The organism is Chryseobacterium pyrolae (genome assembly GCF_025153485.1).
In the GTDB taxonomy this organism is placed as follows: Bacteria; Bacteroidota; Bacteroidia; order Flavobacteriales; family Weeksellaceae; genus Chryseobacterium; species Chryseobacterium antibioticum.
Genome location: NZ_JANZQH010000005.1, coordinates 329,923 through 345,045 on the forward strand (window position 1 = coordinate 329,923; position 15,123 = coordinate 345,045).

General features: G+C 39.1%; 12 protein-coding genes. 6 read left to right on the forward strand and 6 right to left on the reverse strand.

Annotated elements, in window-relative coordinates; all coding sequences use genetic code 11:
- Nucleotides 1–20: 20 nt before the first annotated feature.
- The 3 genes from NZD88_RS13020 to NZD88_RS13030 form a co-directional block, all read right to left on the reverse strand.
- On the reverse strand, nt 21–515 hold the full coding sequence (locus NZD88_RS13020; protein WP_259829722.1) for a hypothetical protein: 495 nt from the start codon (nt 513–515) through the stop codon (nt 21–23).
- A 280-nt stretch (nt 516–795) separates the two neighbouring features.
- Nucleotides 796–2,214 (reverse strand): sensor histidine kinase, encoded by a 1,419-nt coding sequence (locus NZD88_RS13025; protein ID WP_259829723.1) that lies wholly within the window; start codon nt 2,212–2,214, stop codon nt 796–798.
- A gap of 3 nt (nt 2,215–2,217) precedes the next feature.
- On the reverse strand, nt 2,218–2,925 hold the full coding sequence (locus NZD88_RS13030) for a response regulator transcription factor (RefSeq protein ID WP_259829724.1): 708 nt from the start codon (nt 2,923–2,925) through the stop codon (nt 2,218–2,220).
- A 162-nt stretch (nt 2,926–3,087) separates the two neighbouring features.
- Between NZD88_RS13030 and NZD88_RS13035 the strand changes: the two genes are divergently transcribed.
- From NZD88_RS13035 to NZD88_RS13060, 6 genes are all read left to right on the forward strand, one after another.
- Nucleotides 3,088–3,657, forward strand: coding sequence for a helix-turn-helix domain-containing protein (locus tag NZD88_RS13035; protein ID WP_259829725.1), 570 nt, complete (start codon nt 3,088–3,090; stop codon nt 3,655–3,657).
- Between the two features lie 358 nt (nt 3,658–4,015).
- Complete coding sequence (locus NZD88_RS13040; protein WP_259829726.1) at nt 4,016–6,841, forward strand: TonB-dependent receptor; 2,826 nt, start codon at nt 4,016–4,018, stop codon at nt 6,839–6,841.
- 10 nt (nt 6,842–6,851) lie between these two features.
- On the forward strand, nt 6,852–8,159 hold the full coding sequence (locus NZD88_RS13045; RefSeq protein WP_259829727.1) for a DUF5690 family protein: 1,308 nt from the start codon (nt 6,852–6,854) through the stop codon (nt 8,157–8,159).
- Nucleotides 8,160–8,161: 2 nt separating this feature from the next.
- A complete protein-coding gene (locus NZD88_RS13050; RefSeq protein ID WP_259829728.1) occupies nt 8,162–9,316 on the forward strand; it encodes a TIGR03364 family FAD-dependent oxidoreductase in 1,155 nt (384 codons plus the stop codon).
- 6 nt (nt 9,317–9,322) lie between these two features.
- Nucleotides 9,323–9,991 (forward strand): HAD-IA family hydrolase, encoded by a 669-nt coding sequence (locus NZD88_RS13055; RefSeq protein ID WP_259829729.1) that lies wholly within the window; start codon nt 9,323–9,325, stop codon nt 9,989–9,991.
- A gap of 265 nt (nt 9,992–10,256) precedes the next feature.
- Entirely contained in the window at nt 10,257–12,110 is a 1,854-nt protein-coding gene (locus NZD88_RS13060; protein WP_259829730.1) for a LamG-like jellyroll fold domain-containing protein, read from the forward strand.
- Nucleotides 12,111–12,332: 222 nt separating this feature from the next.
- Here NZD88_RS13060 and NZD88_RS13065 read toward each other — a convergent pair whose 3' ends face one another.
- The 3 genes from NZD88_RS13065 to NZD88_RS13075 form a co-directional block, all read right to left on the reverse strand.
- Nucleotides 12,333–12,818: a GNAT family N-acetyltransferase gene (locus NZD88_RS13065; protein ID WP_259829731.1), complete on the reverse strand. Its 486-nt coding sequence runs from the start codon at nt 12,816–12,818 to the stop codon at nt 12,333–12,335.
- A gap of 272 nt (nt 12,819–13,090) precedes the next feature.
- The gene (locus NZD88_RS13070; protein WP_259829732.1) at nt 13,091–14,509 is read right to left on the reverse strand and encodes an aminotransferase-like domain-containing protein; all 1,419 of its coding nucleotides are present in this window, start codon (nt 14,507–14,509) and stop codon (nt 13,091–13,093) included.
- A 41-nt stretch (nt 14,510–14,550) separates the two neighbouring features.
- Complete coding sequence (locus NZD88_RS13075) at nt 14,551–14,916, reverse strand: hypothetical protein (RefSeq protein ID WP_259829733.1); 366 nt, start codon at nt 14,914–14,916, stop codon at nt 14,551–14,553.
- Nucleotides 14,917–15,123: the final 207 nt, after the last annotated feature.

Consider the following 15,123-nt stretch of genomic DNA (forward strand, 5'->3'; position numbering starts at 1 on the left):
AGTATTGTGTTTATTAATTTCTAGACCTCTACAAAGATCTCGGCCAGTCTTCCTCTTTCCGGAAGTCTCTCAGGCATTTCCACTTTGATTTCCCGAACTTCCAGATCTTTGCATTTTTTGATATAAGGCGCAATATCAAATTTTCCTTTGCCCTTACTCTTGATAGATGGAGAATAATAAGCTTCCTCAATATTCTCTGCTTTCACGTAATTGTTGAAGGTTCTCTGAAAACTTCCCGTGAAAATATCGCAGATGATCTTACGGACTAATTGAGGATATTTATTCTTAATGATCCCGTAGGCATCACAGAACTCCTGAGGTCTGATCTTATTGAAAACCGTGTTTTTTGTATTGAACAGAAGATCTCTGATGGAATCTCCAGCCTCGTATCCTGAAACCAAAAGAACATTATACTGATTAGGGTCTTCAGAAGCCTCCTTCTCTTTCAGTACTTTTTTTAATATATTCAGTGACTCAAGAGAGTAATCCGTGGCGATTAAAATGGTTTTGGTCATATCTTTTAGATTTAGGTTTGTGTTATCGTATTTTGATACTACAAAACTAAAGCGGCAAGATTAGAAGCCCTTTGGAATGGCATTAAAATGTGATTAAAGAGATTAGAATGAGATTAGAATATTGTTAACAGCCGTTAATATAAAGAAATGATATAAACCCCAATCCATAACAAAAACGGCCTGAACGGTAAGTTCAGCCTTTATTATTCAACCCTATCCTCTAGGTTTTTTTATAGATCAATGAATATTGGGACGACCTCAGCCTCGGCCTAGCATTAAGCTAAACCCTGGTTTTCTCTGCCCTTTCCGGTCTTGCAGTATAGAAATTAGGAAAACGCATCTGTACCGTAGTTCCCTGATTTTCGTCGGAACTTACGATCAGTTCACCGTGGTGCATTCTTACGATGTTTCTTGCCAGCGGAAGTCCGATTCCATAGCCTTCATAGTTTTTGGTATTGGAAGCTCTGAAGAATGGGTCGTAGATTTTATTCATCTCTACTTCAGGAATTCCGATTCCAAAATCTTTTATAATGATATAGACATCGGTATCTGTGGCGCCAAGAGAAACTTTTACCTGCTGGAAATTAGAGTATTTACAGCCATTGCTGATGATATTGGCCACGGCAAGATGCAGCAACTGTTCATTACCCTGAACTTTTAGTTTTTTAGGATTCTCAGGCAGCATACTGATATCCAGATAGATATTATTTCTTGAATCGATTTTCCTGAGTGTTTCGATCACATCCCAAAGCAGCTGATCGATTCTTACCTTATCCATTTTCTGAATCTTGCCGTCGAAACCGGTTTCAGCTATCATCAGTAAGGCTTTGATCTTTTTATCCAGCTTTTCAGCTTCGTCCAGGATTATTTGTAATGTATCTTTATATTCTTCTGCTGTTCTGTTGATGGAAAGCGCTACGTCAGCTTCGCCCATGATGGACGTCAAAGGCGTTCTCAATTCATGGGAGACATTTCCGATCAGATGATTCTGGGTTTCAAATGAAGTTTCTATACGGTTCAGCATTCCGTTGAAAGTGTCTACCAGCTCATTCAGTTCTTTATTGTCCGGCTGAGCTTCCAGTCTAAGGTGCAGATTTTCTGAACTGATTTCCTTTACTTTGCCCGTAATCTTTAGTATGGGTCTGAATAAAGTTTTAGACAGATAAAAAGAAAAGATCATACTGAAGAACAGGGAAAGTACAATACAGGTGATCAGCGTTCTCTTTAAAAATCCCAGATAATAGATTACATAATGATTCTTGGCAGAAGCAATAGCAATGTATTCTTTATCATCATATTTAAAGGTCTGACCGATATAATAGAATTCTTTATCATTATAGTTAGCCTCTCCCTTTCTGACGATACTTTTGAAAAAATAATCAGGGATATGGACTTCCTGTGAAATCTTTTTAAAGTTGGAATCTGCTGGAACCGCAAAAACATAATCTTTTTCCATGGGAAGTTCCTCATCATTCAGACTGTTGAGGATATAGTTTTCAGGAAGATCGAGATGATCTTTGCTTTTCTCAATCTGAACAATCGTCGTGGTACGTATTTTTAGCAGTTCATAAAACCTCTGATGCGAAAAGTTGACAATCGAAAAATAAACCAAACCACTGAAAAGCAGAATGATGGCCGTAAACACCAGCATTAAAAGCACCATTGTTTTGGTCTGATTTGTGACAACTTTATTAAACATTTATTAAGCTTTTTTCAGTACATATCCCATCCCTATTACGGTATGAATCAACTTATTATCATCCTGGCTGTCCAGCTTTTTTCGTAAATAATTCACGTAAACATCGACTACGTTGGTTCCCAGCTCGTAATTGACACCCCAAACAGCATCCAGAATTTCGGCTCTGGAAATTACTTTTTCTGGATTATTCAGGAAATACAGCAGAAGTTTATACTCTGTGGAAGTCAGTGAAATTTCATCACCGCTGCGGGTCACTTTCTTTGTGTAATCATTAACGATCAGGTCAGAAAACTGAAATACATGTTCATTATCCGGTTCCGGTTCAGTAATTTCCTGAGGACTTATTCCGTTACTTCTTCTCAGCAGAGATTTTACTCTTGCTACCAGTTCGATAAATTTAAAAGGTTTTACGAGATAATCATCTCCTCCGCTTTCCAGTCCCAGCACAATATTTTCAGAAGTACCCAAAGCAGTCAGAAACAGAATCGGAACATGCTGATTGGTTTTCCTGATCTCTTTGCAGACATCCAGGCCATTCATTTCCGGCAGCATAATATCCAAAATCACGAGATCGAAATCATTCGCCTGTACAAGCTGTACGCCTGTACGGCCGTCAAAAGCAACGGAAATTTCGTACCCGCTTTCCTGAAGCCCTTTCTTTATAAAAGATACAACGCTGGTTTCGTCTTCGATGAGGATAATCTTTTTCATTGAAATAAGGAATTTTACAAAAATAGGGAAAAAGAGCGAATAGCCTCAATAACAATTTTCAATGAATTGATTCCGGACTTTACAAAAGCTATATAGAATAATACTAACTTTGCTTTTCATCTATCATGACGAAAAATAATTGAAGGTTAAATTGTAAACACTATGAATGATTTTTTAATAGGTATCGGTAAGAGACTGAAGGATATCAGAAAAAAGAATAATTTAACCATTAATGAACTGGCTTCCAAAGCTAATGTAAGCAACGGCCTTGTTTCCCGGATCGAAAACGGAAGAACCATTCCTTCACTTCCTGTGCTGCTGGATATGATCCAGTCCCTGGAGATTGATGCCAGCTATTTCTTTGAAGGCGTTGAGAAAAAATCCAGCGCTAAATTCATTTATCTTCCCAAAGACAACCAACAGGTCATTGAAAAAGAAGTGGAAGCCGAAGGGTTTAAGTATATGCATATTTTCAGCAAAAGCCTGCACTCTTTAGGTTTTGAAGCGGTATTACTGACCATTGAGCCGAATTCCAAAAGGGAAAAAGTGATTACAGATGCCTGGGAATTCAAATACATTCTGAAAGGCGAAGTAAAATACCTCATCGATAACGAAGAAATCATCTTAAAGGAAGGTGATTCTCTTTATTTTAACGGAAAATTTCCACACGTTCCCGTAAGCATCAGCGATGAAAGCTGTATTATGCTTGTCCTTTATTTTTATACGGCATAAAACTCATTTTTTTTAACCCAATTTAGATCTGTTTATTTCTAAATTTTACGATAAAAGTTTACAAATAGTAAACTTTTTGTTTCTTTATTTTTCGACAAAATTAACATTATGTTAACCAACAGGATTATTTCTGTTGCAGTTACCTGTTATAGAAACATTTCTTCAATACACGTAAAAACCTTTACAATAAAGGCATAAACTTACAATTGATGATTTTAGTTCTGATTTTCTTAACGCCTGATAAAGTAAAATATAAGTAACAAATTCCCCTTATTTGTTAAACAATACTTAATACAAAATATTTATATATATTAAAATTATTAGCTTGATTTGCAGTGAAAATTTAATATATGTAAAAATGAAGACCCAATTAGAGAAATTACTTACCCTTGCTTTTGTCTGTTTCATATTCTTTGTGTCAGCACAGAAGCAATTAATTATAGGAACTGTTTTTGACGACAGCCAACCCCTTCCAGGCGCGTCAGTCAAAATAAAAGGTTTATCAAAAAATACCGCTACAGATATTGATGGAAAATTCACGGTGAATGATATCAAAGAAGGGCAATACAATCTGCAGATAAGCTATATCGGTTACGAAACAGCAGACATTAATGTGGATGTAAAATCCGGAGAAACGGTAGACTTAGGTTCTATCAAATTATCCCAGCAGAGAAAGAACATCGACGAAGTTTTGGTGACCGGAACTTTAAAAAACACGGAAGCAAGAGCCTTAAACCTTCAGAAAAATGCGGTGAATATTACCAATGTCATTGCCTCAGACGGAATCGGAAAGCTTCCGGACAGAAATGCCGCAGAAACCGTTCAGCGTGTTCAGGGAGTGTCTATCGAGAGAGATCAGGGCGAAGGAAGATTTGTTTCCTTAAGAGGACTTCCCCCGTTTTGGGCGTCCACTACTATCAACGGAAACAGATTGCCAACTGCAGAGGAAGAAACGACTTCAAGAGCGACAGCATTCGACTTTTTCCCAACCGAACTGATCTCCTATGTTCATGTAAACAAGTCGTTTACCCCTGATATGGAAGCAGACGGAATCGGAGGCGGTGTTAATTTCATCACGAAAACACCACCGATGAAAACAGAGTTCAAAGCGACTCTGGGAAGCGGCTACAATGCAAAAGCTGACAAAGGGGTTTACAATCTTGGACTTCTTTACGGAGGCCGAACGAAAGATAAAAAATTCGGGTACTTATTTAATGTGGCCCACTTTATCAGAAACTGGTCTACAGACAATTTTGAGGCGAGAAGAAGTGGTGACGAAGGCGTTTTCAGAATGGAACTCCGCGATTATAACGGAGTACGAAAAACAACGGGTGTGAATGCAGCTTTTGAATACGTCCTTTCTCCAAAAAACACATTCTATCTAAAAGGAATGTACGGAACGCTTTCAGATGATGAAACCCATTACAAGCACAGAATCAGGTTTGATAAATTCAGCTCTGCGAATAATACCGCAAGAGTGGAACTTCAGAACATCCACAACTTACTGATCACAGAACTTACTTCTGTATCCTTAGGTGGAGTTCATACTTTAAATAAAGGAAAAATCGATTGGGATCTATCCTATTATGACAACCGTTTCAAATACGGAAACATTCCTGACAAGCAAAACAATTCGTATTATGTCATTAAATACACGCAATCCGGAGTAGGCATTAACCCTGATTATATTTCCAACCATGGAAGTGGCCCGAGAGCTTACTGGAAAGCAGATGGCGGAAAATTAGACTATAAAAATCCTGATGCTTTATTTGGTTTCTACAACGATCCCGGCTTCAAGATGGACGCCTCGCAAATGAAATTTACAGACCTTGAATTTTATAAAGTTTTTGTTGAGGAAAAGGACAAGATCGTAGCGGCTTTCAATCATGAAATCAACGCATCAGATCAACTGACTTTAAAATACGGGTTCAAATACAGAGACAAAGAAAGAAATGCCAGATTCTCGGATATTTTCTACAACTGGAATGGTGGAACAGCTCCTCTTCTGTCTGATTACGCTCCCTACATCACCACACAGGCGAACGGACCGAAATATTTAAGTGAAATGAATGCCCATATCGGAAACACTTTCGGACCGGTACTTTCTACAACAGGCATGGATCAGTTCTGGATTCAAAACCAGGGAAATTTGAAGATTAATCCTACTGATTCTGAAGCTTTGGAATATAATAAGGCCTTAGGAAGAAACTTTGATGTTTTTGAGAAACATGCGGATGCTTACGGAATGGGAACGTATAAATTGAGTGACAAGGTCACCATTTTAGGAGGAATCAGATTATCCAATACCCATACAAGAGTAAAAGGATATAATGTAGTTGAGGATGTTCTGACACCCGTTGAACATACCAAAAACTATCTGGCAGTTCTTCCGATGCTTCACATCAAATATACTCTGAACGAGAAAACCAATCTTCGTTTTGCAGCAACCAGAACCTTTTCAAGACCGAACTTCGGGGATATCACACCAGGCGGAACGTACAGCGAAGCAGACAACGAATTCAAAGGGGGAAATCCAAACCTTAATCCAACCTATTCCTTAAATTTTGACCTGATGGGAGAATATTATTTCTCCAATGTCGGGATCGTAAGCGGTGGTGTTTTCTATAAATCCATCACAGATCCTATTTTCCAGGATTCTTTCATCGGAAACTACAACGGAATGACAGGTGTACAGTTTACGGCACCCAATAACGGAAATGCAGCATGGCTGGGCGGCGTTGAACTGGGAATCAACAGAAGATTCGACTTTTTACCCGGGTTTCTTCAGTATTTCGGAACACAGCTGAATGCGACGTTCATGACTTCGGAAATGGAGAAACCGAGCGGAAGAAAAGTAGCTCTTCCTTATCAGGCTAAACAGCTGTATAACGTACAGGTCTTCTTTGAGAAAAAAGGATTCAATGCAAGACTGGCCTACAACTACAAAGGAAAGTATGCTGTAGAATATTCTGAAGATGACATCAATCATTCATACTACGGAAAATACAGCAGCTTGGATTTCGGAGGATCATACCAGTTCACGAAACATATTATGCTCTATGCAGATGTCAACAACATCCTGAACAAACCGCTGATTTATCATTTCGGAAAGAATGAAGACCGTCCTGAGCAGGTAGAATATTACGGAGTAAGATGTAATCTGGGAATAAAACTGAACTTCTAAACCACCATCAATGGCTCAAAGTATCAATAAAAAAAAATTAGTAACACTGAAGGCTGCCCTAGCCGCTTTCGGGGTCTACTTCTGCATGTACGGTTTCAGAAAACCTTTTACGGTAGCCTCTTTTGAAGGGCTCACCTATTTCGGGGTTGACTATAAAATTCTGATCATCATTGCGCAGGCTGTCGGTTATTTTATTTCAAAATTCATCGGCATTAAATTTATTTCAGAGCTGAAACCGAAGAATAGAATAGCTTACTTATTGACATTCATCGGAGTGGCAGAACTGGCCTTGCTGGGTTTTGCATTGGTTCCCGCTCCCTACAATATCATTTTTATGTTCATCAACGGTATTCCGCTGGGAATGATCTGGGGAATCGTATTTTCCTATATTGAAGGCCGGAAAACAACAGAAATCATCGGACTTTTCCTGTGTTCAAGCTTTGTGGTTTCTTCAGGGTTTACAAAATCTGCAGGGAAATTTTTAATGGATACTTTCCCTGTTTCCGAATTCTGGATGCCATTTTGCACAGGATTGATTTTCATCATTCCACTTATTATTTTTGCGTTCCTTTTAAATAGGATTCCTAAGCCTTCAGAAGAAGATATCCTGCTAAAAAACAAAAGACAACCCTTACTTCGCGCAGAAAGAAAAAAGCTGATCCGTCAGTTTTTCATTCCCATTGTGTGTATTATTTTTCTGTATATCTGTTTAACGGTTTTAAGAGATTTCAGAGATAATTTCAACCGCGAGATCTGGGACGGGCTGCATTTTACTTTTAACAGCTCCATTTTCACCCTAACAGAAATTCCAATAGCAGTAATGGTGCTTTTAATTTTAAGCTTTATGGTTAAGGTGAAAAACAATAAAAAAGCCTTTGCGTATTACCACTACATCCTTTTTGCAGGCATTCTTACAGTCGGATTGTCAACGTATTTATTTCAGAACGGCTCCTTATCCCCTTTTTTATGGATGGTCATCTCCGGTTTTGGAATGTACATCTGCTATATTCCCTTCAACGGAATTTATTTTGACCGGATGATTGCAGCCTTTGACATCAAGGGAAATGTAGGGTTTCTGATCTATACCGTAGACTCTTTCGGTTACCTGGGAAGTGTTCTTATCCTGCTGTACAAAAACTTCGGTTCTGCACAGACTTCGTGGCTTAGTTTTTATATTCATCTGAATTATATCATTACAGCCGCCGTTTTTATTCTTTCGGTCACTGCTTTTTTAGCTTTCAAAAAAAAGGCAAAACCGAACTCAAACTCTAATCAATTCATCAATTTCGATCCGTCGAAATTTTATAAATTAAAATAACAATGACAGCAAAATTTGATTTAATCGTTGTGGGAGGCGGAATTCTGGGAACATTCCACGCCTATCATGCCCTAAAGAAAGGTCTGAAGGTCGCTTTACTGGAAAGAAACTCTGTTCCCCAGGGCGCAACGGCGAGAAATTTCGGACAGGTAGTTCCCTCCGGAATGGATCTTACATGGCAGAACTACGGAAGAGAAAGTCTGGCCATATATAATGAACTTCATACCCAGGCAGACCTTACTATCAGAAAAAACGGCTCTGTATATATCGCTTCGAATGATGAAGAAATTCAGCTCATTGAAGAATTGTATGAGATTAACAGGAATAATGAGTATGAATCTGTTCTGTTATCCAAGAATGACTGCATCAAGAAATTTGATGGCCTCCGCTCGGATTACTGTAAAGGAGGACTCTTTTTCCCGCAGGAACTTTCGGTAGACTCTGCAGACATGATCGTCAAGCTTCATAAGCTGTTGCAGGAAAAACTGGGACTTCAAATCTTTTACAATACCACCATTATTGAAACGGGTGAAAACGGTCATAACTGTTCCGCCATAAGTGCAGATGGAACGAAATTTACGGCTTCGAAGATCATCATTTGTGGTGGGCATGAGTTCAAAACATTATATCCTAAAGTATTCGATGAAAGTGATTTAGAAGTGAGTAAACTGCAGATGCTGCAGACGAAACCTCAGGGTATTTATTCGCTGCCGGGGAATATTTTGACAGGGTTATCCATTAGAAGGTATGAGTCCTTCAGTGAATGTGCTTCCTTTCAGAAGATTAAGGAATCTGAAGACCCGAAATCATTTGAAAAAAAGTTCGGAATTCATATTCTATTTAAACAGGCGCTTGACGGATCTATCATTCTGGGAGACTCCCACGAGTATGCGGATGCTAAAAATGCCGATGATCTTGGGTACGATCTGAGCATGGAAATCGACGAATTCATGATCCACGAAGCCAAAAAAATTATAGATCTCCCCACTTACGAAATTCAGAGGAGATGGTTCGGGGTCTATTCCCAGTGCAAAACAAAAGATATTTTCGAACACAATCCTTCCCCAAATATCCACATCGTAACAGGAATCGGAGGAAAAGGAATGACGGGAAGCGGAGGCTTTTCCAAATTTAATATAGATAAAATTTACACATAAATTTCAATGAAGAATATAGAATTACTGGTTCTGGATATGGCCGGAACAACGATTGACGAAGACAATGTAGTGTACAAAACGTTAGCTCAGGCTGTGAACAATCACGGCTATCCTGTGACTTTGGATAAGGTTCTTTCAACCTGTGCCGGAATGGAAAAACTGGAAGCCATTACCAGTTTACTGAAAGAGATCCATGGAAATGAAGAAGATGCTTCTGTTATTTTCCAAAACTTTTCTGAACAATTAAAAGAAGCCTATCAAAAACTGGAAGTAAAACCGATCAATGGTACGGAAGCTTTTCTTCTAAAAATGAAAGCTCAAAATAAAAAAGTCGTTCTGAATACAGGCTACACTTTCGAGATCGCACAGCAGCTTTTAGATAAACTACAGTGGAAAGAAAATATCCATTTCGATGCCCTGATCACAGCCGATGATGTCTCTGAAAGCCGTCCAAGTCCTGATATGATCAACCTTGCGATGAAAAAGTTCAATATCCTTGAGGCCAGCAAAGTTTTAAAAGCGGGTGATTCTGTGATTGATATTGAAGAAGGGAAGAATGCAGGCTGCGGGCTTACCATTGCCGTTCTCTCCGGAGCGCAAAACAGAGCAGAACTGGAAAAGGCCAATCCTGACTATATTTTTAATACAATTTCTGAGGCTGAAGATCTACTTTAAACTCTTCTTTCAAATCATACTTACTTTTTTCAGCCTCATTTTTATTTAAACACTAATGGCACAAATACTTTCCACTAATGACACCACGCTATTATTTGTGGAAATTCGTGAGGTTATTTGTGCTGTTTGTGTTTAAAAACCTCTAAACATTTAGTTGTCAATTTATTAACTTTAAATTTACACTTGTTTACAAATAGTAAATTAATTTTACAATTATTAAAAATAAATTACTATTTGTAAACTTTTTCTTTTAAAATCTTTATCTATGAAAACAAAATTATTCTCAATGACCGTTTTTATGAGCTGTTTCCTCGGAGCTCAGACTAAAAAAGTTCTTTTCATTGGTATTGACGGATGTCGCGCAGACGTCATGATGTCCAGCAATATCCCAAACATCCAAAACCTTGTCAATCAATCCATTTACTCTCTGGACGGTCTATGCGCCGCTACAACCTGGAGCGGAAACGGCTGGAGCACCATGCTTACAGGCGTATGGCACACAAAACACAATGTTCAGGACAACAATTTCACGAGCCCCAATTATGTCAACTATCCTGATTTTCTTACAAGAGCCGAAACGTACAATCCTAACTTAAGAACGATGTCTTTGGTCAATTGGGCTCCGCTTAATGACAAGATTGTAAAGACTGCTGATGTAAAGAGCAATCTTGGATCTGATCTGGCCGTAAAAAATGCAGCCGTGAGTGCTATGCAGAATGACAATCCTGATATTCTTTTCGTAGATTTCGATGATGTAGACCACGCCGGACATTCTTACGGATTCGCAGGTACGGTTCCTCAGTATGTTTCCTCTATCCAGACTACCGATTCTTATATCGGAGAGATCGTGAACGCCATGAAAAGCAGACCAACTTATCATAATGAAGACTGGCTAATGGTGCTAACAACAGATCACGGTGCCATCCAAAGTTCTCACGGTGGCGGAAACCTTTCTGAACGTAATATCTTTAACATATATTCCAATCCTGGATTTACCCCTCAACAGATCAGCAAAACGATTCTGGAGTCTAATAAAACTTTCAACCAGCTTAGTTTTCCGGCAGGTACCTATGCAAAACCGGCTAATCAGGGGCCTTTCAATTTCGGAGCCACTCAGGATTTTACGGTTGAATTTTGGGTAAAGCCAAATGCGGCCTATTCAAGTGACCCGGTAATGATCAGCAATAAAAACTGGGCGAATGGAAAAAACAAAGGGTTTGTGATATCCGGCAGTTCGGGACAGAACTTCAAAATGAACATCGGTGATGGTGTGAACAGAATTGACATGACAGGTGGAAAAGTGGAAACGGGAAAGTGGAAACATATTGCAGTAAGTCTCGACAGAGACGGACTTGTAACCATGTATGAAGACGGTGTTCCGGTGACTTTTGCTAAAATGAATACGATTGGGAATATAGATTCCGGGCTGCCATTTACCATCAACCAGGACGGAACAAATGTATATGGAGAGAATCTTGCCGCATCCTATAAAGATATAAGAATCTGGAAATCTGCTCTTCCGAATGATGTGATTGTCAACTGGGCCAACCAGGATATTACTCCTTCCCATCCTTATTACACTCAATTACTGGCAGACTGGAAATGCAACGGAACTTCAGGAAATATTTTAACTGATTCAAGCCCAAATGCCAATAACCTGACAGTAACAGGATCTCCTGCGTATGCTGCAGGTACTACCAATACATTTAAAATCCATGATTACACCTCTACAACAAGAGAAACGGATCATTTCCCAACCGTTCTGAACTGGATGTGTATTCCGGTACAGCCATCTTGGGGAATCGATGGGGTAAACCGAATTCCGGTATGTATCAACGGAGCTTTGGCCGTGAAAGACACTAAAGTGGCCATGAATGATTTCAAGCTCTATCCTAACCCTGCTTCAGAGAGCATCAACGTACAATATCAATCTGATTATAAGGAAATTAAATTAGAAATCATTGATACAAACGGATCGCTGATTTCAACAAAAAACTTAAAATCTTCCAACGGTTTGTTTCATGAAAAAATAAACATTCAAAGTCTTACGGCAGGAATGTATTTCATAAAAATCAGCGGAAATAAAAATTCTCTGACCAAGACTTTCATTAAGAAATAGGTGAAGATTGGAAGCTTGAAGCTCGAAGATGGAAGTTATCTTAGCCTAAAGCCAAAATTGCAGTGGGTTTTAATCACTTTTTATGGAAACTGTTGAGATGAATGGCTAACAGAAACTTCCATCCTCCCTCTTCCAGCTTCCTAACTCTACCGACGCATTAGATTTAATTTTTTGATATTAGAACAAAGATATTTGTATCCAAGTTCTAATATCTTTTTTTGCTTAATCATTGAATTTCAGTAACATTTGAGTATCACACCGCTCATAGGCCGAACCTGAAACCGGCATATGCTTAAAACCCAGTTTTTCGTATAGTTTTATGGCAGGAACCAGCACGGAATTCGTTTCAAGAAAAATGCTTTCAGCGTCTAGCTCCCTTGCTTTATCCACCAATGCCTGCCCTACCAGATATCCTATTTTCTTCCCTTGCGCTTTTGGGCTTACAGCCATCTTGGACAGTTCAAATCTAAGCGGCTCATCTGATATTTTCACCAATGCACAGGTTCCTACGGCTTCGTTATCCAGAAGTGCAAAAACAATGTGTCCTCCTTTATTTATAATATGTTCTTCGGGGTTGTCCAGCAGCTTGTAATCTCCGGCTTCCATTGTAAAGAACGTTTTAATCCATTCTTCATTTAATGCCTTGAAAGCTTCTTTATATTGAGGTACGTAGTTTATAATTTGTACTTCATTGTTTGTATCATTCATCACTATAGGGTTTAATTGATATTATTATTTATATTTTGCGCAGGTTTCAGATACCGCAGTGTTTTCTAATATTTTTTAAACATTAAGATCTGTTAAGGAGGTAAGGATCGTTAAGAGAAAATCTAAAGATTTTATAAGCTGTAATCCTTAATGCGAAGCTCACTTAATGATCTTAAAACCTTAATCTCACTTAATGTTTCAAAGCATTTTTTTAAAAATCTCCAATTTTTTTTTTAATCTTAAGCGTCCTTTTTATATCGGATTACCGAAAATTAGATCCTTTTTTTTACCATTTTTGCTAATTTCTCCAGATCACTTTCTACCCTGTCCGTCCATTCCAGCGCATAGTTCAGGCGCATACAGTTCTGATACTGATTGTACTGGGAAAACATTCTTCCCGGGGCAAAATTGATTTTCTGACTCATCGCTTCATCAAATAAATCTTCCGTACAGATTCTTTTGTCCAGTTCCAGCCACAGCATAAAACCTCCTTTCGGTTCTGAAATTTTGGTATTATCCGGAAAATATTCTGTCACCGACTTCTGGATCTGAAGATAATTGGCGTATAATTTTTTCCTGAATGTCCTCAAATGATGGTCATACCGCCCGTGTTCCAGAAAATCTGCAATGACATCCGGATATATGGACGGGCTGCATACCGTCTGCACCAATTTCTGCCGGATCACCTGTTCTTTAAATTTTCCCGGAGCGACCCATCCCACCCGGTACCCCGGGGCAAGAGTCTTAGAAACCGATCCTATCCACATCACAAGTCCTGCCTCATCATAGAATTTACAGGGTTTCGGCCTTTCTGCTCCAAAATACAGGTTGCCGTAGATATCATCCTCGATCAGCGGAACATTATATTCCGTGATCAGTTTTACCAATTCTTTTTTGTTTTCATCAGGCATTTGAAAGCCTAATGGATTGTTGAAATTCGTCACAAAACAACAGGCAGAAAGCGAAGGCAGTACTTTTTTCAATGCATCCAGATCAACACCGTAAATAGGATGGGTAGGAATTTCCACCACTTTCAGTCCCAATTGCTGAATAGCTTGAAGAACTCCGAAATAGACAGGGCTTTCCACCGCAACAGAATCTCCGGGTTTCGTTACCGCCATCAGGCAGGTATACACTGCATTCATCGCGCCTGAGGTGATCACCAGGTCGTCTTCCGAGATCTTCCCTTCCAGCACCAAAGCCCATTTTGCAGATTCCCGTCGCAGGTATTCGTTTCCTTGCACCGGTTCATAATCTGTTCCGCTGTCAGTCTTTCTATTAATCACATTGATCATAGATTTCTTCAGCTTAGCCAATGGGAGAAAGCTCTTCCCGGGAATCCCTAAAGCAAACTGCGTAACATCATCGGATCCATCAATGGTTCCGAACACTTTATCGATAAGAACCTCAGCGGTATTTTCTCTTTCCGCCACTTTCATAGGCGCCACAGACGGCAGCGCCAGCTTTCTTTGGGAACTCTGGCTCACAAAATAGCCGTATTTCGGGCGTGATTCTACCAGGGAACGGCTTTCAAGCTCCATGTAAGCCTGTTTTACCGTATTAAGACTCACATTATAGAGCTTCTGGGCACTTCTGAGCGAAGGCAGCCTGTCTCCAAACTGCAGAGTATCACTTTTAATCTGCTCGGTGACAGATTTTGCTATTTTAAGGTAGAGAACGTCTCTGGACATGCGATCTGGATTTTAAGTAAATGTACAAATTTCATTCAGGGTTATCCAACGTTCAGCCAACTAACTAGTCTGCTGATACTGCTTTTAAGCTGCTCCGGATCACGGAAATTGGCTGTATTGTTTTTTCTGAAATAACTTTCTGTGCGCGTAGTAAAATTTCTTTTTTCAGCATCGGAAAGGCTGTTTTCATATATTTTAAAAGCAATTTCTCCTTTTTCATTGATCACGAGGCTGGCAAATGCTGCCACCTCAGTCTTCTTTTTCACCAAAAGAAAGGGTACACCAAAGTTCTGATTCAGTTTTTTAAGGGTCTGTGTCTGTAGAAAAATATTTTTCAGAGACAACATGTCTGAAATATAAACTTCAGCATAAAGAAGCTGATTGGGGGTTTGTCGTAACGTTTCCATAGTGTTCTGCTTTACTTTAGCAAAGTTATGGAGTATTCAAATTTGGATACAGATACAGAAGTTACCATTATATTGGGTACAGATTGTAAAGAGGGAAGTTGGAAGAGGAAGGAAGAAAGTTATTATTTGGTGACTAGTCCTGAAAATCCGATACATATTACAGGACAAAAATAAATAATTAAACCAGAGCAAATTTGTTTTTGCTTT